Genomic DNA, 24,842 nt, shown 5'->3' on the forward strand with positions numbered 1-24,842 from the left:
CCGAACCGGATAACCATAGTAGGCTTTGGCGAACGTCTCATCGTTACAAGAGACAGGTATTGATACGATACCGTAAAGTGAATTGCATGCTGCAATTAATAAAGGTGGTACCACGGGTTCCTCGTCCTTTTTGGATGGGGGACCTTTTTGTAATTCAATCGAAAAAATCATGGAGTAAGAGTAGTAAGATTACCCAGTTGCATAACAGAGAGTTAAGCGAAGGTGAGAGCTTAATATGCGATGGTTTTCTGAATGGACTTACGAGAGGCTTCTTGAACGTATAGTAGGGAAGCACGGGTTTCCGCCGTTATCACGGATAGGGTATAAGGAGTGAGCTCCCGTACCCGAAAAAGTGGGATTAGAGGAGAACTCGAATCCAAATGAGGTGGCACCGCGGTTCCAATCGTCCTCCAATGACAGGATACATCTGTCGTTGGGGGATTTTTTTATGGATCCGTAACGTTGTTAACAAGAGGCTTGGGACATAACGAAACAGTTTGAATCAGAAGGTGAATCATGAACTAATTTTCCATAGCGGTATTTCCACGCTAGTCAAAGTTCGGGTTTTCCTTTTTAGAAAAACGTTTGTCCCGTCCTCTTTCATAAATAAGGAGGGATAGTTGAGTTGAGCTTAGATGTGACGAGAAGAGATGCATTTTTAGTAGAGGAAGTAGAAGGGGATGCTTTTACCCCAATCTCGATTTTTCACCGACTGCAGGGGGAAAAGAAGTTTTTATTGGAGAGCTCGTATAAGCACGAAAAGTCTGGTAGGTTTTCATTTATTGGCTGTGATCCCTATTTAGAAATGAAAGGTATAGGGGGAAAGTGCATCCTTACAAAGCCTTTTGAAAATAAGGTGGAGGAATTGGAAGCAGAGCTCATGGATGTGCTGAAGGAACAAATCGTAAAGGTGGAGGAGACATTTCCGTTTCCCTTTTTTGGAGGTGGAGTTGGCTATATTGGCTATGATGTCGTCCGGCAATTCGAAACAATTGGTGACATACCCCGAGATGATGTAAACATGCCAGATGCCCATCTCATGTATTACGAAAAGGTAGTGGTGCTGGATCACCAATTACAGAAAATATACATTGTTCTATCAAACGGGTCTGGAAGGAAGTCGAAGGATGCTTTGCAGAAGGAAATGCAATCGATTCAAAAGCAGCTTTCCACCCCTTCTAGCCAGGAATTTAGCAACGACAAAATGAAGACAGCATCCTTTGAATCCTACACCACAAAGGAGCATTTCATAGAAAATGTAAAACGTGCACAGGATCATATTCAAAAAGGAGATATTTTTCAAGTCGTGCTATCTCAGCGTTTACAAGCGAGCTTTGAAGGAGATCCGTTTTCCTATTATCGGCATTTGCGAAAATCGAATCCATCTCCATATATGTTTTATGTGGATTTTGAGGAATATATCGTACTTGGAGCATCCCCTGAAAGCTTCACAAAGGTGCAAGGACAGGAAGTGTACACAAATCCAATCGCAGGTACGAGAAAACGAGGGATAACAGAAAAGGAAGACATACGCCTGGAAAAGGAGCTGCAAACCGATGAAAAGGAGCTTGCCGAGCATCGCATGCTTGTGGACTTAGCTCGAAATGACCTAGGGCGTGTTTGTCAGTTTGGCAGTGTAGAGCTTACGAAATATATGGAAGTAGAGCGATTCAAGCATGTGATGCATTTGGTGTCAGAAGTAAAAGGGATATTAAGGGAGCACGAAACGAGTTTACGCGTACTTCGAGCTTGCCTTCCAGCAGGAACAGTATCTGGTGCTCCGAAGATACGAGCCATGCAGATTATTAATGAGCTCGAGCCATTAAAACGTGGGGTTTATGCAGGAGCAGTTGGTTATATCAATCGAAATGGGGACCTAGACTTTGGGCTTGCCATTCGGACGATGGTCCTTAAAGGAAATCAAGCCTTTGTTCAGGCTGGTGCAGGAGTCGTGCTCGATTCGGTGCCAGAGCTCGAATATGAGGAAACCTGGAATAAAGCTAAAGCGCTACTGGGGGTGTAGAAGATGATTATACTCATCGACAATTACGATTCCTTTACGTATAACCTTTACCAATATTTTGGTGAGCTTGGGGAGGAAGTAAAGGTAATCCGTAACGACAAAATCACGATCGAAGAACTAGAAGCAATACAGCCAGATGCAATCGTCTTATCCCCAGGACCAGGTCATCCGAAAGACGCGGGGATTTGTATTAGCGTGATAAAGTCCTTTTACAAAAGGATACCGATTCTCGGAATTTGTCTCGGGCATCAAGCAATTGGAGCCGCTTTTGGTGCATCCATTACAGAAGCAAAAACGATTAAGCATGGAAAGCAATCTAGTATTACCCATATGGGAACAGGTCTGTTCGAAGGGCTCCTTATTCCACTAGAGGTCATGCGATATCACTCACTCGTCGTTGATCGGAATACACTTCCGGCAATGTTTGAAATTACCGCAACGGCAATGGATGACATGGAAATGATGGGTATCAAGCATAAGGATTATCCCTTATATGGCCTGCAGTTTCATCCGGAATCGATTGGAACGATGGAAGGAAAAGCGATTTTGAAAAACTTTCTAAATGGAATTCGAAGGGAGATGCTGTCCAATGAAACGATACTTGCGAAAAATTATGAACGGTACTGATTTAACGATAGAGGAAGCAAAAGCGGCGTCACAGCAATTGTTTGAGCAGGATGTGACAGATAGTGAAATTGCTGCATTTTTAGTAGGATTGACGACAAAAGGAGAAACAGCAGAGGAGATTGCGGGACTAGTAAGTGTGCTCCGCAATCATGCGATGCCCTTTCAAAAGTCCTATGCGAATGTTTTTGATAATTGTGGCACAGGTGGGGATGGTGTACAAAGCTTTAATGTTAGTACAACATCGGCATTTGTCTTAGCTGGAGGGGGAGTGAAGGTTGCGAAGCATGGCAATCGAAGTGTATCGAGCAAAACAGGTAGTGCAGATGTGCTGGAGCATTTAGGTGTTTCCTTATCCTTTCAAGCCGAGGAAATGAAGGAGATGCTTGACCAGAATGGGGTTACATTTTTATTCGCCCCGCACGTTCATCCAAACCTGAAGCGAATTATGCACGTGAGAAAAGCTCTAAAGGTACCAACCATTTTCAATATGATTGGTCCCTTAACAAATCCAGTAAACCTCGATACTCAGCTACTTGGCATTTACCAGCGAGATCGCCTCATGATGATGGCCAGTGTCCTTCATAAGCTAGGAAGGAAGCGGGCCATTGTAGTAAATGGCGCAGGATACATGGATGAAGCGTCATTAGCTGGTGAAAATCATTTGGTTCTTTTGGATAAGGGAGAGCTCATTCCTTTCACCTTACGTCCGGAAGAGGTTGGACTGAATCATTATCCTATTGAGGCAATCCGTGGTGGAGATGCAAAAGAAAATGCAGCGATTTTAGTACGTGTCCTAAATGGCGAAGCGGGTCCTTATTACGAAACCGTCTTACTAAATGCGGGCCTTGCCTTTTTTGCCCATGGAAGTGTAGAGACAGTAAAAGAAGGTATTGAACTTGCCAAGGAAAGCATTCATTCCGGGAGGGCACTGGAAAAGCTACACGGCCTTATTGCTTTTCGTCAGGGCGAAAATAGAGGGGTGGCGTTACCATGACCATATTAGATACGATTTTGAAAGAAAAAGCAAAGGAAATCGAAGCGTTAAAAAAGACAGAGTTCCCACAATCCACTCGGAGAACGAGCCGGTCACTGTTCCACGCTTTTCAAAAAAGCAAGACGTTACAGGTTATGGCAGAAATTAAGCGGGCATCCCCTTCCAAAGGGGATATTCGCCCGGATGTGAATCCATTAGAGCAAGCGAAGGCATATGTAGATGCGGGAGCTGGTGCGATTTCAGTTCTAACAGACACGCCATTTTTCAAAGGGTCTATGGAGGATTTAGCAAGTGTAAGGGAAGCTGTGGATGTTCCGATTTTGTGTAAAGACTTTATTGTAGATACGGTGCAAATCGATAGAGCAAGGGCCTATGGTGCGGACGTCATCCTACTAATCGCGGCAGCACTTCCAAAGGATAAGCTACAGCAATTATATGACTACGCCACATTGGCCGAGCTTGAAGTATTGCTGGAGGTTCATAATGAAGCGGAATTAGCGGATGCTCTAGCTGTTGGGGCAACGATCATTGGGATAAATAATCGAGATTTAAAAACCTTTCAAGTGAGCTTAGAGGTGACGGAGAAATTAGCGGAAAAGCTAGATGTAAAGGAAAAGCTGCTTATCAGTGAAAGTGGCTTTCGGACAAAAGCAGATGCAGAACGAGCAGCACGTATTGGGGCAAAAGGGATTTTAGTCGGAGAAACGTTAATGGAGGCGGAGGATATATATGATGTCATTCAAAGCTTTACCGTACCTCTTGGTGAGCGGGTATGAAAGTGAAAATATGTGGCGTGAAAAATAGTGAAACAGTGCAGGCCGCGGTGGATGATGGAGCGGACTTTCTCGGGTTCATGTTTGCGAAAAGCAAGCGTCAAATTTCGTTAGAGCAGGCGAAGGAGTTAGCGGCAACTGTACTAGAGCCTGTGCAAAAGGTTGGTGTGTTTGTGAACCCGACGTTGGAAGAAGTGGAGACGGCAATTAGGGAAGTGAAGCTAGATTTTGTACAGCTACACGGTGAGGAATCCCCTTCCTTTTGTAGAAATGTCTCCGTTCCAGTAATCAAAGCTTTTTCGATTACATCGAGATTAGACTTAGCGAAAGTGATGGAATATGAGACGGCTTATTATTTACTAGATAGTGCAGGTGGGAAATATCGAGGTGGAAATGGCAAGGTTTTTGACTGGAGAATACTGGAGGACGTTCAAATGGATCGGAGCAGGGTGATGCTAGCAGGTGGCTTAACTCCAGCGAATGTTCAGGAAGCGATTCAAACCGTAAAGCCTGGTGTAGTAGATGTCTCCAGCGGGGTTGAAACAGCTGGGGAAAAGGATTTGGTGAAACTAAGAGCATTTATCGATGAAGCGAAAGGGAGGATGAAGCAATGAAATATGCACAGCCTGATGTACAGGGGCAATTTGGGATATATGGAGGTCGTTATATTCCAGAAACCCTTATGCAAGCAGTCATTGAATTGGAAAAGGCGTACAAGGAAGCAACAAGTGATCCGGAATTTCAAGAGGAGCTAAACTATTATTTAAAAAACTATATTGGTAGGGAAAATCCATTATATTTTGCCGAGAACTTAACCGAAAAGCTTGGCGGTGCAAAAATCTATTTGAAGCGGGAGGATTTGAACCATACCGGAGCACATAAAATTAACAACACGATTGGGCAAGCCTTACTAGCAAAGCGGATGGGGAAACAAAAAATAGTAGCCGAGACTGGTGCAGGACAGCATGGGGTAGCAACAGCAACTGTTTGTGCTCTATTAAATCTAGAATGTGTTGTATTTATGGGGCAAGAGGATATAAAGAGGCAAAAGCTAAATGTGTTTCGTATGGAGCTGTTAGGTGCGAAGGTAATAGGGGTTAAGCAAGGCAGTGCTACGTTAAAGGACGCCGTAAATGAAGCATTGCGCTATTGGGTAACAAATGTTGCGGATACCCATTATATTATTGGTTCGGTGCTCGGGCCACATCCGTTTCCTACTATCGTTCGGGACTTTCAAAGTGTTATAGGGAATGAGACGAAGCGTCAGTTTGCGGAAGTAGAAAATAGGCTCCCAGATGCTGTTGTTGCTTGTATAGGTGGAGGAAGCAATGCAATGGGAATGTTTTATCCCTTTTTAGAGGACCAGGAGGTGGAGCTCTACGGTGTGGAAGCTGCCGGCAGTGGAATCGATACTGATGAACATGCAGCCTCCCTAACGAAAGGGTCTGTTGGAGCTTTGCATGGGGCCATGATGTATTTGCTTCAGGATGACAATGGTCAGATTCAAGAAGCGCATTCCGTATCGGCAGGACTCGATTATCCCGGAGTCGGTCCAGAGCATAGTTATTTAAAGGACATTGGCAGGGTGCATTACACGTCGGTTACCGACAAGGAAGCATTGGAAGGATTCCAGCTATTATGCAAAACAGAAGGAATTATTCCAGCATTGGAAAGCTCCCATGCGGTGTATTACGCGGCTCAACTTGCGAAAAATCTGCCTACCATTAAGTCGATTGTGATTTGTTTATCTGGCCGTGGCGACAAGGATGTAGAAACGATAAAAGGATTGTTAGGAGGGACCGATGCATGAGCAAGCATAAACTCGATGCGGCTTTTCAGAAGGTAAAAGACAATGGGGAAAAGGCGTTTGTTCCATATATAATGGCTGGGGATGGTGGACTCGATACGCTAAAGGAGAAAATAGTATTTTTGCAGGAAGCGGGTGTGACAGCAATCGAGCTTGGCATTCCATTTTCCGACCCAGTTGCAGATGGACCGACCATCCAAGAAGCAGGGATGCGCGCCTTAGAACAAGGAACCTCACTACGAGATGTGTTGCATTATATAAAGGAAATCCAAGAAGACGTCTATGTACCGATAGTATTGATGACTTATTTTAATCCCATTTATCAATTGGGATTGGAGCGTTTTGGCCAAAAGGCTCGAGAAGCTGGAGTAAGTGGCCTCATTATACCGGATTTGCCTTTCGAACAGTCCGCTATGATTCGTGGCACATTACGGAAAAATGATCTTGCTTTGATCCAGCTCGTTTCCTTAACAAGTCCAAAGGAGCGCATCCAAAAAATTGCTGAGCATTCGGAAGGATTTTTGTATGCTGTAACGGTGAACGGAATCACAGGGGAGCGGAGTGCCGTCCACGACAATTTAGAAACGCATTTAGCAGAAATTCAATCCTACGCCCAAACCCCAGTGTTAGCTGGCTTTGGTATTTCCACACCAGAGCATGTTCAGCGCATTGGGGCGATGTGTGACGGTGTCATTGTCGGAAGTAAAATTATTACGCTGTGGAACGAAGGGAAACAGGATGAAATTTTAAAGTTAGTGAAGGCAAGTAAAGGGATAAGCGTGTCATAAGGGGAGCGTGGTCTGCATTCGGAATGCAGACCAATTGCCACGTAAGTGTAAAATTTCAATAAAGTTTCCTCTCATTGAAAAGCGTTATGTCACAATGCACTTAAAAAGATTGGAGTGATGAGGGGATGGGTTTTCTACACTGGTATGATTGGATTCAACCAACGAATCCTTATGCAGCACTATTCTTTGGCTGTTTATTAACGCTTATTGTTGCAATCGTTGTTTGGTTTGATACAAAGAGCGGTAAAACGACGTCCATCGTTTGTGGAACAGGTCTTTGTGTAACGATTGTTGGTGTCGCGCTACTGTACGTTCTTGGTTTTTATGGATAAAAATCATGCATAATCTTATTCCTTTTATGGGACATTACTACTGAGGTGATGGATGATGAAAAAAATAGGAATTCTTTTATCTTTACTCACATTGTGCCTTGTCCCATTTCAGCTTACTGTACAGGCAAAAGTGAATTGTCCTTCTGGAGAGCAATTGATCGAAACATCTGCAAATGACAAGGACGAACTATTAGAAGCATTGAAGAAGCTTGTGCCGAGTACATATAGTGAAAGTGACTATGGAAATTATTTTTCCAAGTGGGACGTAGAAACAGCCCTTCCTTTACCGAAAACAGTCGGAAAAGCCAAGGATGAGGTGTACTACAAAATGGCACAAAACTATTGTGGAGAAAAGGTAGCAGACAAATCTTGGTTGGTTCGCTTGCACTTTCCACTATGGGAAGGAAAAAGTGACAGTGCAGTAGAAGGACAAGTGTACTTAGCAAAAAGTAAAGAAGACGGCTGGTTTGTATGGCATCGCTACAAGTAAGAAAGGAGAAGCGTTAATCGATTGAGGATTAACGCTTTTTCTTTTAAGCAGAATGGGTGTGCTGAAGATGATTTTCAAGAATGGCGTTGATCATATGTAACGAATCCCATTCTCCTGATGAAAACAGGATGATTGGATATTTTTTTGGGAAAAGCTGATTGCGAATTTCTACTGGGGTATGACCATCCTCATGTAGCTGGATCACCGTACCTTGCAGCTCCTCTAAATAGGCAAGCTTTCTTTGCAATGCCTCTCGCCCATTCTTCAAATATCCAGCATGGCTACAAAATACATCCTCGAAATGATACGTAAGTACTTTCTTCAAAGATGCAATTGTCGTTATTATATTCTCCTCGCGTAACACAACCTTCGTTTTTTCCTGACAGTACAAGTCTCCCGTAAATAGTTGCCCTGTTTCCTGATTTAAAAAAGCAACATGATCCATTGCATGACCAGGTGTTTCAATGACATCCCAAGTAGCAGTTCGGGATTTGAAGGTTTTGCCAAGCGCTTGTGCATGAAAAGGACCTCTACTTCCCCAAAATACTTTCCGGTAAAGGGGATAATCTGCCTTCTTTGTGCAATATTCCAGCTTTCCGTCACTCATATAAATCGGTAAATGCAGCTCCTGCTGCAAATAAGAGGCACAGCCAGTATGGTCCTCATGATAATGGGTAATGACTACCTGATCGATATCCTGTTGTTTAAAAAATGGTATGCATTCCTTTTTCAGCGATTTAGCGTTCGTATCAATTAACACCCCATCCACAACGAAGCAATGTACATTCAAGCGAATCCCTCGAAAAGAAACGGTACCATTTGCCATATGAACATTGTTTATTGTTTCTTTGGTAAAATGCTTCTTCAACAACATGTAGGATACCTCCTTTGTTCAAGATTATCACAAAATGAATGAGTATTCATTACTTGTTTTTGTCGGAGGAGGGTCTGCTCTCCTTTTTAATAGCAAATTTTTAATTTAAGGTTGTACCACAATATGCTTACATGTAAAATATGGTAATAGTGTGATTTTCGGAGGTTAAGGTGATGCAAAACACATCGTTTCGATTAAGCTGCCATCGTGCTCTAATTGGTGCCATTCCAAAGAAACTAAAAGGTTTAAAAGTGAAAATAGAAAAGGGCCATCTTCTCGTTTGGCATGCCTATTTTGATCAAGCACCAACAGAAGAGGAGAAAGAAAACTTGAGTGTTGCCTGTACGGAGGTTATTGCCGATATCCCAAATATAACCGCAGTAGATGAGAGATACATGGTGCATCCAGGACCGTTGCGTACAAAAGATGAACCTTATTCTAATTGGGCTTTTTTTAGATGGGAGCAAGAGTAATGATGCTGTTGGATAAGCGCCAGATAAAAGGAAATGTAACCAAGAATCAATACGTGACGTCTATTAGGTTGTAACTAATCAAACAATAGTGAGGGATTACAATGAAAAATGGACGAATTACAGTTGTACTACTTATTCTAGGAATGATGCTGTTCGGCTGCTCTTACAACGATGCGGAACTAAGCGGCTCCAAACCTCCAAATGCGATGATTGAAATCAATGAGGATACATATGAAACAACCCTCGGAACATATTGCTGGGGTGCAGGAGATCAAGGAGTCTGTGTAGATACAGCTGGACCAAAAGAATTGGTAAAGGATAAGGAAACGATTAAAGTGAACGCAGGTGACATGATCACTATTGTAATGGACTATGAACCAAAACCAACGGAAACAGAGCTTATCCAAATAGACGAAGAGAAGGAAGTAAAGGTCGATGTACTGGACAACCGTTTTCAGGCTCCAAATGAAAAGGGCGTTTACTATTATTCCTATGGAGTATGGTGGTTGGATGATGAGGACCCGAATGTTTCGAATGGGGATGCTTTTTATGCGTTTGTGATTGAGGTGAAGTAGAGAGGGGGAAGCGGACATTACAAACAAACATTTATTCGTATTAATTGGTTTTTACGTATTGGCATTATTATTAAATATCGTACCATCGTTAAAATATCCTGATTCAACAATACAAATAGTTCATTTGCTCGCAAGCTTATTCGTGTTGCTAGCATTGCTTCTGTATACCAAAGTAGGTACGAAAAATCTATTTATATTCTCTATCTTTGGTATCATTTCTGGATTATTCATTTATTTGATCAAAATGTTTGAGTCTACTATCACAACGTATCCAATACTAGATGCACTAGCATCCATACAGTATCTATTTTATGTCGTGTTCACAACCCCGTTATTCGGTATTAATGTATTGCTTGATTTAAACTATGCTATGTTTTCATTGGTTATATCCGTTGTTTACGTTGTGGCTTTCGTATGTTGTTTTTACTTTAATAAGAAGAGGGAACAGATTTAGGGGAGACTAAAGGTATGAATAAGAGAGAGAAAATATCTTTAATTATAAGTTTAATGGTGATTATTATCATCGTTGCAATTCCAGTCTATTTTATTTATTCATTAAATAATGGTAACCCTTTACATAAATACATTACCAATAAGTACATCCCACCCTATTTGGAGGAGAAAGGGTATACAGATACAGACTTTCAAGAGATAGGTTATGTCCAACCAAAACATACAATAAACAATGATTTTTATCATGGGCATTATATGGTAGTTTTCAAAGACGAACCCGATACTACCTATTATTATGGTGTTACGAAAAAGGGAAAAGAAGTGCATCAATTCTGTGAAAAAGATCGAGAAACTTCTGATGGTGTGAACTATTCCATAGAGACAGGTTCCAAACATAGCGAGGAAACCTGTATAAATTCCCTTGAAAATAGGTAGGATGAAAGGTTTATGAATTACTAGGTTAATAGGAGAATACTTGGTTTCGGAATATAAACCACACCCAAAAAGGGAGGTAACGAAATTGAAAGTAGATACCATCATACAGGTTAATGAAACAAATCTAGCGGAAACGGGCTGTTTTTGCCTACGAAGCAAGCCGAAGTCAGACGGATATCAAAATAAAAATGATTGGCTGATGAAGCAGTTTCAAGATGGCTTACAGTATATCAAAATCATGGATGAGGATAAGGTGGCGGGATTTATAGAGTATACTCCGATTGAGCATTCTTCACGAGTGGTCTATGGGGAAAATTACATCGTCATCCACTGCTTGTGGGTTCAACTAACTGGAAAAGGACACGCCACGACACTTATTCAACAATGTATAGCGTATGCGAAGCGAGAGAATAAAGCTGGTGTCATTGTAGTAACTAATGAAGAAACATCCTGGACGCCGGGTAAGGATGTGTTTTTGAAAAATGGGTTTGAAGAAATTGCTCAAGCACCCTATGGCTTTGCATTGCTTGTTTATAAATTGGACGCAACGCAAGAGGAGCCATATTTTCCAGATGATTGGGAGGAGCGGCTGGAGCGGTTCGATGATTTAACCATCCTGCGTACCTATCAATGCCCATTTGTAGATGTAGCAACGGACAATGTGGTTCTGGCTGCAAATAAGCTCGGGTTACCTGTAGAGGTGATTGATTTTCAAAGTCGCACGGAGCTGCTCGAGCTATCGCCTACTCCATATGGAATATATGGCGTCATTTATAAACAAAAATTAATCGGTTACCACCGACTTACAGCGCATTCTGCATTGAAGCGGCTGAAGGAAGTTTCATTATCGGATTGAAAAGTTTTCATTTCTATGATAAATTAATACAAATTTGAGGTGGTCACATGGCGTCACGCACTTATTTCATAAATAGTTCTCAACTACATCATCATCACAATTAGCCTTGCTATTCGATTTTTTCATAATCGTATATAGGAAGGCTACTTCTCATGAACCGCATTTGATTAAGTAAAACACTTAAATCAAGTGCGGTTCTTTTTTATTTACATTAAAGGAGGAATAGAAAATGAAGAAAATGGATTATCAAAATGTGAAGGGTACCCAGGATTATTTGCCAAATGACGAGGTGATACGAAGAGAGATTCGCCGGACATTGGAGGATGTCTTTATTCAATATGGTTGTAAGCCGTTGGAGACACCTATTTTAAATTACACGGAGCTGCTTGCATCGAAATATGGTGGGGGTGCCGAAATATTAGAGGAAATGTATACTTTAACCGACCGTGGGGAAAGAGATTTAGCACTGCGCTATGATCTGACCATCCCTTTTGCCAAGGTGGTAGCGATGAATCCTACTATTGGAATGCCTTTTAAACGATATGAAATAGGCAAGGTGTTCCGAGATGGACCTATTAAACTAGGGAGATATCGAGAGTTTACGCAATGTGATGTTGATATGGTTGGGGTGGAGTCGCAAATTGCCGAGGCGGAGTTAATGATGATGGCATTGGATGCGTTCGAGCGCCTTGGTCTACAAGTGACCATTCAATACAACAATCGAAAAGTATTGGTAGGTATGCTAGAAGTTTTTGAAACGCCTACGGAAAAGGTAAATAAAGTCATACTCATTTTAGATAAGCTCGAAAAGGTAGGATTATCTGCGGTAGTAAACGAGTTAACGGAGCTACAGTTATCGGATAGGACGATTGCTTCGATTGAACAGTTTTTAACCGATGAGCGTAATACAAGCTTCCGTTATTTCGAAGCATTTAAGGAGGAAAATGAGCAAGTTCGAATGGGCTTAGCGGAACTTACCGAATTGGAATCGTATTTAGCTTCCTTTGATGTGGAAAAGCAATGTGTATTCAACCCCTTTCTTGCAAGGGGATTAGAAATTTATACCGGTACGATATATGAGATTTTCTTAACCGATCAATCGATAAAATCCAGCATAGGCAGTGGTGGGCGGTATGATAATGCGATTGGTGGGCTGATTGGTACGAATGAAAGCTTCTCAACAGTCGGAATCTCCTTTGGTTTGGATGTCCTATATGCAGCGATTCAACAAACGAATAATGCCAAAGAAGCGGAAGTCGACTATTATATCATTCCTCTAAACGCGCAAAAAGAAGCGCTCGCAGTTGCGACGGCCTATCGACAAAAGGGCTTTAAAGTAGAGTGTGATTGGAGTAATAAGAAATTACGAAAAGCATTAGACCGTGCCAATAAGGAAGGCATTCCCTATGTAATTATTATTGGAGAAGAGGAAGTGAGGAACAATCAACTGAAAGTAAAAGATATGCGTACTGGTGAAGAAACGGTTGAAGCATTCATATTTAAATTCTGAATTATAAGATAAATGGTATACAATGGGATCTCTATTTGCTATAATATCCAATGTTAGGAAATAATGAAAAAAGGAAGGTGATATTGTGGTTATGGAAAAATTTCATGTAAGAGCAAAAGTGCTACGTTTCCCAATATCTTATCTTCCGTGTACAAACAAATCGATAAATTAACAAGTGGACTATCGTAGGATGCGATGGTCCTTTTATTTTGACTATAAAGATCGGGCACGTAGATATCCTAATTCTTATGCTCTTGCTCAAAATTAGGAGGAACATATCTATGATGAAGTTGTCAATTATGAATGCATTTTTAGAATCTGGTGACGCGGTTGTGGATCAAGCGTTAGAAAAATGGGGATATGACCCAGAATCTGTACGATTTATGCGAGCAAGTAGTACGTTCATTTTTTACTTTGAACGGGATCAGAAAAAATTTATATTGCGATTGACGCCTGAAGGAAACGTGGAACAGATTAATCAAGAGCTTGCCTACCTTGCTTATTTGGAGGAAAAACAGCTTTCGGTTCATCAAGCTTATCCATCAATTGCAGGAAATTTGGTTGAGACACTTGAAAGCTCGTTAGGAACCTTTTATGCTACGGTTTTCACCTTTTTGGAAGGGGAGCAGTATGAAATGGAAGACCTAACGAAAACCCAATTTTATTTGTGGGGAGAAGCCTTAGGGGAACTTCATAAGCACTCAAAGGAATATAAAAAACGTGGAGAATATACACTTTCTAAAGCTTTCATGTCAGCATCCGATATCATACCAGAAAGTGAGCATTCGGCACGTCACGAATTGGCAGTCGTAAACAATTGGCTCGAATCTCTAAAACAGACACCGCAAAATTTTGGGAGAATTCATTTTGATTTTGAATTGGATAATTTGATTTGGAAGGATGGATTTCAAATAGTAGATTTTGAGAGTAGCTTGGATGGCTGGTATTGTGCCGATATTGCTTTTGCACTAAGAGATTTATTTGTGGAAAAGGTAGAACTGACGGATCCAAGCTTTCAGCAATTTTTACAAGGCTACCGGAGTGAAACTGCGATAACAGATGAAGAAATTGCCCATATCCCAATGTTTTTACGGCTCCATAATTTGATTAGCTTTGCGAAACTAGTAAAAACAGTAGATGTGGAACGTAATCCGGAGCATCCAGAATGGTTGGAAGGGTTACGTGCAACGTTGTGTTTGAAAATAGAGGATTATCGAAGTGGCTTTCAAAGGGAAAGAGAGCGTTTTTGAGCCAGGATTAAAAAGAGAATGCGGCTCACATTAATTATAGGCTGATTTAGAAAAGCAATTTGATGCGTTTTGGAGGTTGTGTTGTGAGATTGTGGAAACAAAAAGTACTAACTTTACTTCCGTTCTTATTCGTAATGGTTCAATTAATAGATGCTAGATTTGGGTATCTCCTGTTTGATGAAGTTACATTTGCTGTTTTAATCGATATTTTAACGAATACATTACCTTTATTCATTTTCGTAATTGTGGATATATATAGAAGGAAGCTACAACATATTATGCAAATGATTGTTCTGGCGAGTTTTTATGTGTACGCGTTATCTGTTTTTTACTTAACTGTGTTTCCTTTATCTTGGGAGAATTTCGTAGCAAATGAATTCTGGTTTAATGGGATAAACCTCACACCATTCGAAATTTTGAACGACTACAGCATAGTGAGTGAACAAATTATTGGAAATTTCATTATGCTTATGCCATTAGGGATATACATTCACTTGTTGTTTAAAAAAATGGATACACCAGCAAGAGCGCTTCTTCTACTATTTGCAACTTCTTTAGCAATTGAGGTCACTCAGTTACTGTTCATGGTTGGGAGAACGGATGTAGATGATCTATTGCTAAATACATCAGGTGGCTATGTAGCTTTCTTGATTTGGTTGATTGGAAAGACATATTTTAATAAACAAACTCTAGACGTCAATAAAATAAGCTAAGTAATTAGAAAGAAAGAAGGTAATCAAATTGAAAATTCACTTATTACTTTTTGTTTCCTCCATTCATGCAGAGAGCCCTCGCGAGGAGACCCTTGTGAAAACAGTGGAATCGGACTTCCGTCCTGTGCAAGGGGATATTCTGGATGATCCGGGCTTCCATCCGGGTTTTCATAATGGATATGAAGTAGTAAAAGTAACTTTAAATTATGCTACTAATGAATGCTTTGTGTCGTTAACACCGCTTATGGTGGAAAAGGAAGAAATAAGCGTGGATGCATATGTGGAGCGGCTTCAGGAGCATGGTTGGCGTGTTTTGTCTAAGGAGGAGCTACAAGGGAAGCGAATCTAGTATTCCTATAACGTTCGTTGAAGATGAAAGGTTATCGGAATTTATTGACAGAAACACCAGTCGCTGTATACTTATAGTTAGGAGATAACGGAAGGTGGAATCTGATTTGCCAACAAACTTGTAATGGTTAAGCAACTAAATAGCGCATTTCTTTTTGAACGGAGTCGTTCAAGTGACGGGAGAAGTGTGCCTATTTTTAGCCATTACAGGGAACGCGGGATAATCAGTTGATTTACATCCAAAAGCGGGATACCTATAAGGTGTTCCGTTTTTTTGATTTACGAACCTTTCGTGATCATGATTAATAACGCTGGCGCCAACTTGAGTCTCGTTATTCTAATGGAAATTTTTCTCCATTCAACGTTATTGGCGTTCCTCTGAAAATAGGAGGAGCGAAATGAGTTCAAATCAGATGATATATGAAATTATTGCAAAGGAAACACCGACTGTAAACCGGAATTGTAGCAAATGCAAACAGACGACAGAATTTTACTGCAGTGAAAAATTTCGAGTGAATGCTAATCAAAAGCTTGTGGATATTTGGCTAATTTATAATTGTGTGCATTGTGAGGGGACTTGGAATTATCCGATATTCTCCCGAGTGCATGTTCGGAAGTTCGATTCCAATGTACTGGAGAAATTTAGGAGTAGTGATAAAGAAACGGTTTGGCACTATGCCTTTCAAATTAAGATGTTGAGAAGCTTATGCTCTGCTGTGAATACAAATATTAAATATGAAGTGAAAAAGGAAATGTTCGACTCTGTGTCGAACGAAATAACGATGAAGCTGTGCTGTAACTATGATTTTGGCCTTCGTATTGATAAACTACTTGCGGAAATTATGGGGATTTCAAGGTCAGCTGTAACAAAGCTGGCTGAGGATGGGCATATATTGCTGGAACCCGATATGAGTATGAAAAGTAAGGTCGTAGATGGCTTGCAGGTGACGTGTAAGAAGAATATGGAATTATGGACTGGCTAAAGATGAGCAAATGCGAGCTATACATCAAAAGGTATAGCTCGTATTTTTAAAGGAGGAGTCTCATGGAAGGTTTACAATTTCGAGAAGCAATGAGAGAAGATGTGGATTGTATTGTGGAAATGCTTTCGGATGATGAATTGGGGAGTAAGCGGGAGCGTTATGAACAGCCTCTTCCAGAAAGCTACATAAGGGCATTTCAAACGATTGAAAGCGATCCGAATAATGAGTTAATCGTTGCGGTTTTAGATGGGAAAATCGTTGGTGTGCAGCAAGTGACGTATACTCCTTATCTCACCTATCAAGGAGGATGGAGAGCAACGATTGAAGGAGTTCGAACAGCTACCTGTGTTCGAGGGAAAGGTGTTGGAAGCGAGCTGATTACCTATGCCATTCAGCGGGCAAAGGAGCGGGGCTGCCACTTAATACAGTTAACGACCGATAAAAAAAGAAAGGATGCCCTGCGGTTTTATGAACGATTGGGCTTTCAAGCAACACATGAAGGGTTGAAACTGAAGTTTGAATCTTAACTCCGTAAATAAATATAAAACAAGCCGAAAACGGAACATACACTTCCGCTTTCGGCTTGAAAAAATTTTCGATTTGCATACAGCTAAATATCCGTACTATCTTCTAAGTGTCTCTCTCAATTCCTCAATACTCTCTGGGCTTCCGGTTACAATTAATCGGTCGCCTAAGTGTAGCTCCGTATCCCCGTGGGGCACGATGGATTCGTGGTCACGGAAGATTCGTACGATGATGGAATCGCCAAGGAATGGGAAGTTTCTTAGCTGTTGTCCGTCGAATGCACGGTTCTTCATTTCAATTTCTACAAGACCTTCCTCTGTTGTTGCAAAGATATCTGCAACGTGTGGTGCCTCCACCATTGCTTTTAGCATGGCTTTCGATGAGAAAATCGTAGAAACGACGTGAATTTTACGATCGATTGCTTCCTTACTAATTTCAGGTGACTCAATGCGTGTCACAATATGCTTTAAGCCAATATCCTGAGCATAGGCCGAAATTTCGAAGTTGCGTTTGTCATCATTTGTTGTCGCTACTAAAATATCGCAATCAAAGATGTTATTCGCTTCTAACACTTCTTTATCAAAGCTGTCAATTAGCTGTATATCGAACTTCGATCGGTCTACATCACTGTTCGTAGCAGATGTGTGGAATAGCTTCACATCGTATTGCTCGTGATCCAATTCCTTTGATAACGGTAATGTAAGTTGGTTTGCACCAACAATATGAACGGTTTTTTTCGATACCTTGACCTCTTGTAAAGGAAAGATCTTTTTAAACAAGACAGGTGTAATGATACAAGCGACAACTGCAAGTAATATCAATGCAGAAGACATAACCGTATCAATGACGCCAATTTCTTCCCCTAATTTTGCGGCTGCAACGACAAGGGATAATGTTGATGTGAGCAGGAAGCCTGCCCCCATGACCGTCTTCCAGTCATACCATTTTTTCAACACTAATGCTGGTATTACCTTGGATAGAAGCAATCCGATAAATAGCAATGGTATTAAAACAAACACACTAGAATGCTGGAAAAGCTCCCAAATATTTAATTCTACCCCAACCATTACGAAGAAGATGGGAATTAAGAATCCATAACCGAAAGAGTCGAGCTGTTTGACAATTTCTTTCTTTGGATTTAATAAGGAAACAAGTACCCCAGCCAAGAATGCACCAAGGATGTTCTCTGCTCCAAGGGTTTCGGATAGCCCAACTAGAATCATCAGTAAAGCAAATATTGCTCTCGTTTCGATTTGGACGGTACCAGTCTGTAGCGTTTCAAAAAATGGCCTTTTGCTGAATACCCTCGCAACAAAGTAAAGCAAGACACCAGCGCCAAACAAGATTAATAATAGCCACATGTTGCCGCCTTCTTCATGTAGGGAAACAAATACAGCAAGCATTACCATCGTTACTAAGTCGGCAATAACGGCAACGAGTAAAATAATTTGCCCAATCCCTGTATTCATAATTTCTGCTTCCTTTAAGGTTGGAACTACTACCCCAAGCGAAATCGTAGAAATAACAAGGGTCATGAAGAATACGTTGTCTACCAAGCCCATTAGCTGTAGGGCATAAGAGATGAGATACGAAATGATCAAAATAAAGATAAAGATGATCATCGAAACAAGAAAGCCGTTTGGCTCCCTTTTTTCATTCGATTGTGCCTTAGGACTCTTTTTGCTCTTGAAGAGGGAGAAATCTATTTCAACACCACTTAAAAACATAAGAAATATAAAGCCTAAAGTAGATAATATATTAATCCACGCATCAGGTTCCACTAAGTCGAAACCACTTTGACCAATTATTAACCCAACAATGATTTCAGCAACAACAACCGGAATGATTGTTAGCTTGAACTTCTTTAATAAAATTGGAGTAATAAAGGCTGCGAGTAATACGATGATTAAAGAGGTTACGGATGTATGTCCTTCCATATGACCTTCCTTTCTTGTGAGTTTATTTTTGAAGGAAATGATGCTTTCTTCCTTAATTAAGTCATTAATATACAGGAAAAAATATTAGAAATAAAGTAATAATATCTCGGATTCGATGAATTTTAATATTCCTTTAAAATTCCCAGTACCTCCCTTTACCTTTTGTAATTTCCTGCTTTCTATACTTCCCAAGGGATGGACAATTCATGACTTTACGCTCTACTAAGTTCCTTTGTCATCTATCTGTCATATGAAACTTTAGCCTCTTCTTTGCGTATTTTTTCGATTAGACAAGCATACATTCAACTAGGGTGATGCGTATGCTCATATGGATGTCGTTTTTATTAATCGTCTATTTAATGGCAGCTTGTGTTTATGCTTATTTTAAGCGGAGAGATGCAATACGTGGTCGATTTTCGTTTGATCAGTTTTACATATTGGTAATGGTGTATATCACGTTGATGATTGGATATGGGTTGATTTACTTTTTGCTTTCCCAAAAAGGAATTCCTGTATTAGATGAGGGCTATTGGCAGGGACATTCGCAATTGGACCGACTTGGACATGCCATCTATTTTAGTGGCGTGACCTTAATGACCGTTGGCTATGGGGATGTTTCTCCAATTGGAATTGGCAAGTACATTGCGCTAAGTGAAGCGATGCTCGGATACATATTACCATCCGCCTTTTTTGTACGGGTCTTGAATGATGCGAACCGAAGCAATAAGCCGATGCGATAGAGCGTATTGGTTTATAATGGAAGCATAATGAAGAGGAGGCGGCTTGGATGACGATTGATTTTCATGATGCGAAAAACAGAAACACCTATGCTAGTAGAGAAGCAGATTATTCTTGGGTACAGTTTATAGAAGAAAGGGTCCCAATTAAAGGGAAAATTGTCCTGGATTTAGGCTGTGGCGGAAATAAGTGTTGATGTTTGAATTTCACGCTAATATTCGCTACGCTAAAGCTAGTACAAACACGTTGGAGGGATTCAAATGACAGTTGAAGTTGGAAAGAAAGCACCAGATTTTGAACTACTGGCAAGCAATGGGGAAAAGGTGAAGCTTTCCGATTATAAAGGAAAGCATGTCGTATTATACTTTTACCCGAAGGATATGACTCCTGGATGTACGACACAGGCTTGTGATTTCCGTGATCGCCATGAAAGCTTTAAGGAGTTGGATGCAGTGATTCTTGGCGTAAGCCCAGACCCATTGGATCGCCATGAGAAGTTTATTAACAAGCACGATTTGCCGTTTTTGTTACTAGCAGATGAAGAGCATAAAGTGGCAGAAGAGTATGGTGTATGGGTGCTGAAGAAAAACTTCGGCAAAGAATACATGGGCATTGAGCGCTCTACCTTTGTCATTGATAAGGAAGGCAATCTGGTGAAGGAATGGCGCAAGGTGAAGGTAGATGGCCATGTAGATGAGGCGTTGCAATTTATTAAAGAAGAATTGTAAGTAGGGAAGCTTCTAGAGAAATCTAGAGGCTTTTTTTGTTTGGGGTAAAAATACCTATTAGCAGGAATTTTATTAATATTTCAAGAAATGGTTGTTTATATATATAGTATGGAATGCAAGGAGCGAAAAAATCATGTATTCTGAAAGTAGGATATCTACTTGTCAGGAGGGCAAAAACGTGAACGTACTAACATCATGCAAGGTGAAACAAAGCATACAACAAAACCTAATCGATACATTTCCAGATGTGGAATTCCAATTTTGTAAGGATATCGAGGAAGCGGAAGCGCATTTGCCGCAAGCGGAGGTATTGATTACATACGGTGAAGATTTAACAGAAGCACATATCGAAAAGGCTTCCGCATTGAAATGGATTATGGTTATTTCCGCAGGACTCGACCGTATGCCATTTGAAAAGATTGCAGAAAAAGGAATTCTCATTACAAATGCGAAAGGGATACATAAAACCCCAATGGCAGAATACGCGATTGGCATGCTCCTTCAAGTGTCCAGACAAGCAAAGCAATTATATGAAAATGAAAAAGGGCATAAATGGGATCGCTCCGTAAAAATGACGGAAATCACCGGCAGCACCTTGATGGTTGTTGGTGCAGGAGCAATAGGTCAAGAGGTAGCAAGACTCGGAAAGGCTTTTCAGATGAAGACGATTGGGGTATCGAGAAGTGCTCGCCCGACGGAGTATTTTGACGAAAGCATTACAACGGATGCGATGCTGGCTCGCTTAAATGAGGCAGACTTTGTCGTGTCGATTTTACCAAAGACGAAGGATACAGAGGACTTCTTCCGTCTCCAGCATTTCCAGGCGATGAAGGAAAAAGCCGTCTTTCTGAATATGGGAAGAGGAGATGTGGTGAAGGAGGAGGATTTGATCCAAGCGCTCGAGCAAGGGGAAATTGGGCATGCCGTCCTCGATGTATTTAAAGAAGAGCCGTTGCCTGCGGAGCATCCATTATGGGATATGCCAAACGTAACGATCACACCACATTTATCTGGGATATCAAGACATTACCAGCCGCGGGCGTTTGAAATCTTTAAAAAGAACCTAGAAGCATATAAAGCAGGAAACACCAATTTGATTAATGTAATCGATCCAAAAAGGGGGTACTAACTTTGCGTATTTATACGAGATCTGGTGATAAGGGAACCACTTCTTTAATATATGGAGAACGAGTTGCGAAAAATGACAATAGAGTAGAGGCTTACGGTACGTGTGATGAAGCAAATTCGATGATTGGTTTAGCGCTAAGCTATGTAGATGGAGATTGGGAGAAGAAAGAGGAATTTCTCGCCTTTTTCCACCGGGTGCAGACGATTTTGTTCCATGTTGGAGCGGAGCTTGCTACCCCAAAAGGGAAAGAAGTAATGTGGAAGCTAAAGAAGGAGCATATTGAGGAGCTAGAGCAGCAAATTGACGAATGGGATCAAGAGCTTACACCACTGAAAAACTTCATTCTTCCCTCTGGACATAAAGCATCAGCTGCATTTCATGTAGCACGAACGGTTACGAGAAGAGCAGAACGGGTCGCGGTTTCGATTGAGGATGATTCGGAGAGTGCAAGATTAGTGCGCGCGTATTTAAATCGCTTGTCTGACCTGTTATTTGTTGCTGCTCGCTATGTGAATGTGAAGATAGGTGGAACAGAAATTTTGTTAAATACGGACGTCTAAATGTACATGAATTGACAAATATAGTAACTCCACGATAAACTAATTGTAAAGATTATAAAGTAAGAATAATACTTTAAAAATAGGTGACGTCCAAAGAGCGTATAAATAATAACGAAAGAGAGGTGCATGGCGGTGGCAGACCAACTCCAGGAAGCATTGGATTTATTGAGAGATTCAGGTGTACGTATTACCCCACAGCGTCATGCCGTGTTGGAATACTTAATTAAGTCGATGAAACACCCAACAGCTGATGAGATTTATAAGGCATTGGAAGGTAAGTTTCCGAATATGAGTGTTGCGACGGTTTATAATAATTTGCGAGTATTTCGTGAAATTGGATTAGTCCGTGAGTTATCCTACGGGGATGCATCCAGTCGATTTGACTTCAAGACGTCCGATCATTACCATATTATCTGCAATTCGTGCGGAAAAATTGTGGATTTCCATTATCCGAAGCTGGATGAAGTGGAATCCCTTGCAGAGCAGGTTACAGGATTTAATGTAAGTCATCATCGTTTAGAAGTGTACGGTGAATGTGATGATTGTAAAGAAATGAAGCATTAATAGCATTTGAGAAACTAGGAGCCATTTATGGGAACCTAGTTTTTTTATTGCTTGTTTCGTTTGTTGTGTGAGCTGTAACGTAAATAAAAAACAAGCATACTTTGATTTCGAGCTTAATATAATCAAAGTATGCTTTGTTTAAATTGGGCATTTACATTTTATGTGTTTCTTCCGCATTATTCTTCTTGGAGTTGTAGTCTTCGTTAAATTCTTTACCTTCTAGGTTCTTATCAAGTGTTAATGGTTGGTCACAGTGCATACACATATCTACTCGTCCTAGCATTTTGGTTGGTTTCTCACAGCTTGGACATATAATACTGACGGTCCTGGTAGAGAGCAAGCCAATCCAGAAGTATACAACAGTACTTAGAATAATCGAAATGGTACCTAGAATCATTAGGGTAACCATTAACCATTCGTGCTGTTTAAAGAATAAGCCAATATACATTAAAATCATACCAGCAAATACTAATATAAGGGCAAAAGTACGGATTTTATTAATTTTACTTTTATATTTTAACGCCACAGGTTGTCCTCCTTTTTTCAATAGATGCTCATTTTTTTGTTGCAATTTATATCAATAGAAGTATAGCATAATTTTATCTGATATTTGATGACAAGGAAAAAGGATTTTGGAATTTTGCTGTAGAAATAAGTAAAGACATTTTATTACAGTGCGAATTTTTCTGGAAAGGCCCTTCGTTTGAAAAACAAAAGACGAAGGTTTTTATAGATTTTATTGGAGGCGTTGAGCATGGAGGATTTGTTAAGACCAATTTATCAAGAGAGAGCAAGCCATTCGAATACGTTGGGGATATTGTATATAGAAAAGCAAAAGCCGATAAGCCCAATCACAGATAACTTTGATAGCATTTTGTTGATTATCGTTAAGGATGCTGAGGACCCGTGGTACATTAAGCATTATGAGTATGGCGATGAGAAGAGTGCCGCGATGCACATTGTCGATGAGCGGCAGCTGAACCATTGGATTGAGACAAGTGGATATCGCAGTATGCTGGAATGGGTCATCAATGGGAAGGTCGTATTCGATCGCAATGAATTTGTCGAGAATTTAAAGGAAGAGCTTCGTGTCTTTCCAGAGGAGAAGCGGGGCTTACGAAAGGTTATCGAATTTGCGAAGCTGATCCGTTCTTACCGGCAATCGAAGGATTTGTTTGAGACAAAGCAATTTCTAGATGCGTATAATGAAATGGTACGTTCTCTACATTATTTAGCAAGATTAGCAGTTATCGAAAAAGGTCTTCACCCGGAAGTGACCGTATGGAAACAGGTGAAGCAAATCTCTCCAGACATCTATAAGCTATATGAAGAATTAACCCATAGTCATGAATCTACGGAAAAACGAGTAGAATTAATGCTGCTGGCAACGGAATTTGAAATCAATTCCCGTGCAAAATCCTGCTCGCAATATTTATTAGATGTGATGAACACGAAGGTCAACTGGTCGATTGGCGACTTAAAAGTACATCCAGCCGTACAACCATATGCACTTGATTTAAGTGCACTACTTGAATATTTAGTCGAGCGTCATATTGTTTCGGTTGTGAATATAGAAACAAAAGGACAGGGAATTTATCATCGTACGTATAAGGTAATGGAATAAAAGGGAACCTCTTAATAGATAAGATAGTAGAGAAATAGCTTTTCGTTTCTTACTTGAGGGATCGAAAAGCTATTTCTTTCTTAAATAGTGTGGCAGCTACCTGATAGGTGCATATAGTAGTTGTTGTGTTTGATTCGATTTGTTATTCTTATAAAGTTGTTAATAAGAGTGTTTTCTTTCTTCCTGATAAAAAGTTAGAAAAAAGTGTTGACGGTGATTTTATTTCCATGTTATATTTATATCCGTCGCTGAAACGACAACAACACAAAAGGAAACATTAATCCAAAAATTGGTTCTTGCTTTCCTGTTGAAAACTATGTTAAATTAGTTACTGTTGCTGCGAGAGATTGCGACAAAAACAATTCAAAAATGTTGTTGACAAACGACGACTGAAAATGTTATGATGTAAAAGTCGCTTTTGAGAAGGCGATAAACATTTGAACCTTGAAAACTGAACAAAACAACCAGTACGTCAATTCGGTAATTTACATTACCATTTACTATTTATGAGCTTTAATCAAACAATTTATTGGAGAGTTTGATCCTGGCTCAGGACGAACGCTGGCGGCGTGCCTAATACATGCAAGTCGAGCGCGGGAAGCAAGCAATCGCCCTTCGGGGCGTGCGCTTGTGGAACGAGCGGCGGACGGGTGAGTAACACGTGGGCAACCTGCCTGTAAGACTGGGATAACTTCGGGAAACCGGAGCTAATACCGGATAATACTTTTGGATG

General features: G+C 40.6%; 30 protein-coding genes, 1 rRNA gene and 2 other annotated features (1 of these 33 only partly in view). Of the genes, 28 read left to right on the top strand and 3 right to left on the bottom strand.

Annotated elements, in window-relative coordinates; translation table 11 throughout:
• Nucleotides 1–132 (top strand) — a binding site (T-box leader); it begins 107 nt to the left of the window's first position.
• A 29-nt stretch (nt 133–161) separates the two neighbouring features.
• Nucleotides 162–414: a binding site (T-box leader), on the top strand.
• A 211-nt stretch (nt 415–625) separates the two neighbouring features.
• From trpE to C1A05_RS14420, 9 genes are all read left to right on the top strand, one after another.
• Nucleotides 626–2,023, top strand: coding sequence for an anthranilate synthase component I (trpE, locus tag C1A05_RS14380; RefSeq protein ID WP_234998557.1), 1,398 nt, complete (start codon nt 626–628; stop codon nt 2,021–2,023).
• Nucleotides 2,024–2,026: 3 nt separating this feature from the next.
• Nucleotides 2,027–2,650, top strand: a complete 624-nt coding sequence (locus C1A05_RS14385; RefSeq protein ID WP_102028930.1) for an anthranilate synthase component II — start codon at nt 2,027–2,029, stop codon at nt 2,648–2,650.
• Entirely contained in the window at nt 2,613–3,644 is a 1,032-nt protein-coding gene (gene trpD, locus C1A05_RS14390) for an anthranilate phosphoribosyltransferase (RefSeq protein ID WP_102028931.1), read from the top strand. Before C1A05_RS14385 ends, trpD begins: the two co-directional genes overlap by 38 nt.
• Nucleotides 3,641–4,420: an indole-3-glycerol phosphate synthase TrpC gene (gene trpC / locus C1A05_RS14395; RefSeq protein ID WP_102028932.1), complete on the top strand. Its 780-nt coding sequence runs from the start codon at nt 3,641–3,643 to the stop codon at nt 4,418–4,420. The genes trpD and trpC overlap by 4 nt, the downstream gene beginning before the upstream one ends.
• Entirely contained in the window at nt 4,417–5,031 is a 615-nt protein-coding gene (locus C1A05_RS14400; RefSeq protein WP_102028933.1) for a phosphoribosylanthranilate isomerase, read from the top strand. The genes trpC and C1A05_RS14400 overlap by 4 nt, the downstream gene beginning before the upstream one ends.
• Complete coding sequence (gene trpB, locus C1A05_RS14405; protein ID WP_102028934.1) at nt 5,028–6,227, top strand: tryptophan synthase subunit beta; 1,200 nt, start codon at nt 5,028–5,030, stop codon at nt 6,225–6,227. The genes C1A05_RS14400 and trpB overlap by 4 nt, the downstream gene beginning before the upstream one ends.
• Complete coding sequence (gene trpA, locus C1A05_RS14410) at nt 6,224–7,012, top strand: tryptophan synthase subunit alpha (RefSeq protein WP_102028935.1); 789 nt, start codon at nt 6,224–6,226, stop codon at nt 7,010–7,012. Before trpB ends, trpA begins: the two co-directional genes overlap by 4 nt.
• Nucleotides 7,013–7,137: 125 nt before the next feature.
• Nucleotides 7,138–7,344, top strand: a complete 207-nt coding sequence (locus tag C1A05_RS14415; RefSeq protein ID WP_102028936.1) for a hypothetical protein — start codon at nt 7,138–7,140, stop codon at nt 7,342–7,344.
• A 55-nt stretch (nt 7,345–7,399) separates the two neighbouring features.
• Entirely contained in the window at nt 7,400–7,834 is a 435-nt protein-coding gene (locus C1A05_RS14420) for a hypothetical protein (protein WP_102028937.1), read from the top strand.
• A 43-nt stretch (nt 7,835–7,877) separates the two neighbouring features.
• On the opposite strand, the gene C1A05_RS14425 is transcribed toward C1A05_RS14420, so the two are convergent.
• The gene (locus tag C1A05_RS14425; RefSeq protein WP_102028938.1) at nt 7,878–8,708 is read right to left on the bottom strand and encodes an MBL fold metallo-hydrolase; all 831 of its coding nucleotides are present in this window, start codon (nt 8,706–8,708) and stop codon (nt 7,878–7,880) included.
• A 173-nt stretch (nt 8,709–8,881) separates the two neighbouring features.
• Between C1A05_RS14425 and C1A05_RS14430 the strand changes: the two genes are divergently transcribed.
• The 11 genes from C1A05_RS14430 to C1A05_RS14475 all read left to right on the top strand — a co-directional run bounded on the left by C1A05_RS14430 (nt 8,882) and on the right by C1A05_RS14475 (nt 16,831).
• Nucleotides 8,882–9,181, top strand: coding sequence for a hypothetical protein (locus tag C1A05_RS14430; protein WP_102028939.1), 300 nt, complete (start codon nt 8,882–8,884; stop codon nt 9,179–9,181).
• A gap of 101 nt (nt 9,182–9,282) precedes the next feature.
• Nucleotides 9,283–9,756: a hypothetical protein gene (locus C1A05_RS14435; RefSeq protein WP_234998558.1), complete on the top strand. Its 474-nt coding sequence runs from the start codon at nt 9,283–9,285 to the stop codon at nt 9,754–9,756.
• A 58-nt stretch (nt 9,757–9,814) separates the two neighbouring features.
• Nucleotides 9,815–10,210 (top strand): hypothetical protein, encoded by a 396-nt coding sequence (locus tag C1A05_RS17885; protein ID WP_145997322.1) that lies wholly within the window; start codon nt 9,815–9,817, stop codon nt 10,208–10,210.
• Nucleotides 10,211–10,224: 14 nt separating this feature from the next.
• Nucleotides 10,225–10,644 carry a DUF3139 domain-containing protein gene (locus tag C1A05_RS14440; RefSeq protein ID WP_102028940.1) on the top strand — a complete coding sequence of 140 codons (420 nt, stop codon included), beginning with the start codon at nt 10,225–10,227 and terminating at the stop codon, nt 10,642–10,644.
• A gap of 85 nt (nt 10,645–10,729) precedes the next feature.
• The gene (locus C1A05_RS14445; protein ID WP_102028973.1) at nt 10,730–11,500 is read left to right on the top strand and encodes a GNAT family N-acetyltransferase; all 771 of its coding nucleotides are present in this window, start codon (nt 10,730–10,732) and stop codon (nt 11,498–11,500) included.
• A gap of 229 nt (nt 11,501–11,729) precedes the next feature.
• A complete protein-coding gene (locus C1A05_RS14450; RefSeq protein ID WP_102028941.1) occupies nt 11,730–13,010 on the top strand; it encodes a histidine--tRNA ligase in 1,281 nt (426 codons plus the stop codon).
• 281 nt (nt 13,011–13,291) lie between these two features.
• Nucleotides 13,292–14,260: a phosphotransferase enzyme family protein gene (locus tag C1A05_RS14455; protein ID WP_159462082.1), complete on the top strand. Its 969-nt coding sequence runs from the start codon at nt 13,292–13,294 to the stop codon at nt 14,258–14,260.
• Nucleotides 14,261–14,343: 83 nt separating this feature from the next.
• Nucleotides 14,344–14,973, top strand: coding sequence for a VanZ family protein (locus C1A05_RS14460; protein ID WP_159462083.1), 630 nt, complete (start codon nt 14,344–14,346; stop codon nt 14,971–14,973).
• 28 nt (nt 14,974–15,001) lie between these two features.
• Complete coding sequence (locus tag C1A05_RS14465; RefSeq protein ID WP_102028944.1) at nt 15,002–15,322, top strand: hypothetical protein; 321 nt, start codon at nt 15,002–15,004, stop codon at nt 15,320–15,322.
• Between the two features lie 397 nt (nt 15,323–15,719).
• Nucleotides 15,720–16,304, top strand: coding sequence for a DUF1062 domain-containing protein (locus C1A05_RS14470; protein WP_102028945.1), 585 nt, complete (start codon nt 15,720–15,722; stop codon nt 16,302–16,304).
• 62 nt (nt 16,305–16,366) lie between these two features.
• Nucleotides 16,367–16,831, top strand: coding sequence for a GNAT family N-acetyltransferase (locus C1A05_RS14475; RefSeq protein WP_102028946.1), 465 nt, complete (start codon nt 16,367–16,369; stop codon nt 16,829–16,831).
• 96 nt (nt 16,832–16,927) lie between these two features.
• Here the strand turns inward: C1A05_RS14475 and C1A05_RS14480 are convergent, their stop codons facing one another.
• Entirely contained in the window at nt 16,928–18,766 is a 1,839-nt protein-coding gene (locus C1A05_RS14480; RefSeq protein WP_102028947.1) for a monovalent cation:proton antiporter family protein, read from the bottom strand.
• Between the two features lie 320 nt (nt 18,767–19,086).
• Between C1A05_RS14480 and C1A05_RS14485 the strand changes: the two genes are divergently transcribed.
• The 6 genes from C1A05_RS14485 to perR all read left to right on the top strand — a co-directional run bounded on the left by C1A05_RS14485 (nt 19,087) and on the right by perR (nt 22,485).
• Complete coding sequence (locus C1A05_RS14485; RefSeq protein WP_159462084.1) at nt 19,087–19,506, top strand: potassium channel family protein; 420 nt, start codon at nt 19,087–19,089, stop codon at nt 19,504–19,506.
• Between the two features lie 47 nt (nt 19,507–19,553).
• Nucleotides 19,554–19,700 carry a hypothetical protein gene (locus C1A05_RS18085; RefSeq protein ID WP_159462085.1) on the top strand — a complete coding sequence of 49 codons (147 nt, stop codon included), beginning with the start codon at nt 19,554–19,556 and terminating at the stop codon, nt 19,698–19,700.
• Between the two features lie 64 nt (nt 19,701–19,764).
• On the top strand, nt 19,765–20,232 hold the full coding sequence (bcp, locus tag C1A05_RS14490) for a thioredoxin-dependent thiol peroxidase (protein ID WP_102028949.1): 468 nt from the start codon (nt 19,765–19,767) through the stop codon (nt 20,230–20,232).
• 178 nt (nt 20,233–20,410) lie between these two features.
• Nucleotides 20,411–21,361, top strand: a complete 951-nt coding sequence (locus tag C1A05_RS14495; protein ID WP_102028950.1) for a D-2-hydroxyacid dehydrogenase — start codon at nt 20,411–20,413, stop codon at nt 21,359–21,361.
• A gap of 2 nt (nt 21,362–21,363) precedes the next feature.
• Entirely contained in the window at nt 21,364–21,921 is a 558-nt protein-coding gene (locus C1A05_RS14500; protein WP_102028951.1) for a cob(I)yrinic acid a,c-diamide adenosyltransferase, read from the top strand.
• Between the two features lie 126 nt (nt 21,922–22,047).
• Nucleotides 22,048–22,485 (top strand): peroxide-responsive transcriptional repressor PerR, encoded by a 438-nt coding sequence (gene perR, locus C1A05_RS14505; protein WP_102028952.1) that lies wholly within the window; start codon nt 22,048–22,050, stop codon nt 22,483–22,485.
• A gap of 151 nt (nt 22,486–22,636) precedes the next feature.
• Here perR and C1A05_RS14510 read toward each other — a convergent pair whose 3' ends face one another.
• Nucleotides 22,637–23,011, bottom strand: a complete 375-nt coding sequence (locus C1A05_RS14510) for a YgzB family protein (protein WP_102028953.1) — start codon at nt 23,009–23,011, stop codon at nt 22,637–22,639.
• A 228-nt stretch (nt 23,012–23,239) separates the two neighbouring features.
• On the opposite strand from C1A05_RS14510, the gene C1A05_RS14515 reads away from it, so the two are divergent.
• Both C1A05_RS14515 and C1A05_RS14520 read left to right on the top strand, forming a co-directional pair.
• Entirely contained in the window at nt 23,240–24,109 is an 870-nt protein-coding gene (locus C1A05_RS14515; protein ID WP_102028954.1) for a nucleotidyltransferase-like protein, read from the top strand.
• A gap of 526 nt (nt 24,110–24,635) precedes the next feature.
• Nucleotides 24,636–24,842 (top strand): 16S ribosomal RNA (locus C1A05_RS14520); the annotation flags it as partial.

The sequence above is a fragment of the Salirhabdus sp. Marseille-P4669 genome, assembly GCF_900240405.1.
GTDB lineage: Bacteria > Bacillota > Bacilli > Bacillales > Alkalibacillaceae > OEQK01.

What these genes read in the sequence shown, in the direction of transcription:
- C1A05_RS14385 (WP_102028930.1), top strand. Translation starts at nt 2,027, where the DNA reads ATGATTATACTCATCGACAATTACGATTCCTTTACGTATAACCTTTAC.
- trpD (WP_102028931.1), top strand. Translation starts at nt 2,613, where the DNA reads ATGAAACGATACTTGCGAAAAATTATGAACGGTACTGATTTAACGATA.
- trpC (WP_102028932.1), top strand. Translation starts at nt 3,641, where the DNA reads ATGACCATATTAGATACGATTTTGAAAGAAAAAGCAAAGGAAATCGAA.
- C1A05_RS14400 (WP_102028933.1), top strand. Translation starts at nt 4,417, where the DNA reads ATGAAAGTGAAAATATGTGGCGTGAAAAATAGTGAAACAGTGCAGGCC.
- trpB (WP_102028934.1), top strand. Translation starts at nt 5,028, where the DNA reads ATGAAATATGCACAGCCTGATGTACAGGGGCAATTTGGGATATATGGA.
- trpA (WP_102028935.1), top strand. Translation starts at nt 6,224, where the DNA reads ATGAGCAAGCATAAACTCGATGCGGCTTTTCAGAAGGTAAAAGACAAT.
- C1A05_RS14415 (WP_102028936.1), top strand. Translation starts at nt 7,138, where the DNA reads ATGGGTTTTCTACACTGGTATGATTGGATTCAACCAACGAATCCTTAT.
- C1A05_RS14420 (WP_102028937.1), top strand. Translation starts at nt 7,400, where the DNA reads ATGAAAAAAATAGGAATTCTTTTATCTTTACTCACATTGTGCCTTGTC.
- C1A05_RS14425 (WP_102028938.1), bottom strand. Translation starts at nt 8,708, where the DNA reads ATGTTGTTGAAGAAGCATTTTACCAAAGAAACAATAAACAATGTTCAT.
- C1A05_RS14430 (WP_102028939.1), top strand. Translation starts at nt 8,882, where the DNA reads ATGCAAAACACATCGTTTCGATTAAGCTGCCATCGTGCTCTAATTGGT.
- C1A05_RS14435 (WP_234998558.1), top strand. Translation starts at nt 9,283, where the DNA reads ATGAAAAATGGACGAATTACAGTTGTACTACTTATTCTAGGAATGATG.
- C1A05_RS14440 (WP_102028940.1), top strand. Translation starts at nt 10,225, where the DNA reads ATGAATAAGAGAGAGAAAATATCTTTAATTATAAGTTTAATGGTGATT.
- C1A05_RS14450 (WP_102028941.1), top strand. Translation starts at nt 11,730, where the DNA reads ATGAAGAAAATGGATTATCAAAATGTGAAGGGTACCCAGGATTATTTG.
- C1A05_RS14455 (WP_159462082.1), top strand. Translation starts at nt 13,292, where the DNA reads ATGATGAAGTTGTCAATTATGAATGCATTTTTAGAATCTGGTGACGCG.
- C1A05_RS14470 (WP_102028945.1), top strand. Translation starts at nt 15,720, where the DNA reads ATGAGTTCAAATCAGATGATATATGAAATTATTGCAAAGGAAACACCG.
- C1A05_RS14475 (WP_102028946.1), top strand. Translation starts at nt 16,367, where the DNA reads ATGGAAGGTTTACAATTTCGAGAAGCAATGAGAGAAGATGTGGATTGT.
- C1A05_RS14480 (WP_102028947.1), bottom strand. Translation starts at nt 18,766, where the DNA reads ATGGAAGGACATACATCCGTAACCTCTTTAATCATCGTATTACTCGCA.
- C1A05_RS14485 (WP_159462084.1), top strand. Translation starts at nt 19,087, where the DNA reads ATGCTCATATGGATGTCGTTTTTATTAATCGTCTATTTAATGGCAGCT.
- C1A05_RS18085 (WP_159462085.1), top strand. Translation starts at nt 19,554, where the DNA reads ATGACGATTGATTTTCATGATGCGAAAAACAGAAACACCTATGCTAGT.
- bcp (WP_102028949.1), top strand. Translation starts at nt 19,765, where the DNA reads ATGACAGTTGAAGTTGGAAAGAAAGCACCAGATTTTGAACTACTGGCA.
- perR (WP_102028952.1), top strand. Translation starts at nt 22,048, where the DNA reads ATGGCGGTGGCAGACCAACTCCAGGAAGCATTGGATTTATTGAGAGAT.
- C1A05_RS14515 (WP_102028954.1), top strand. Translation starts at nt 23,240, where the DNA reads ATGGAGGATTTGTTAAGACCAATTTATCAAGAGAGAGCAAGCCATTCG.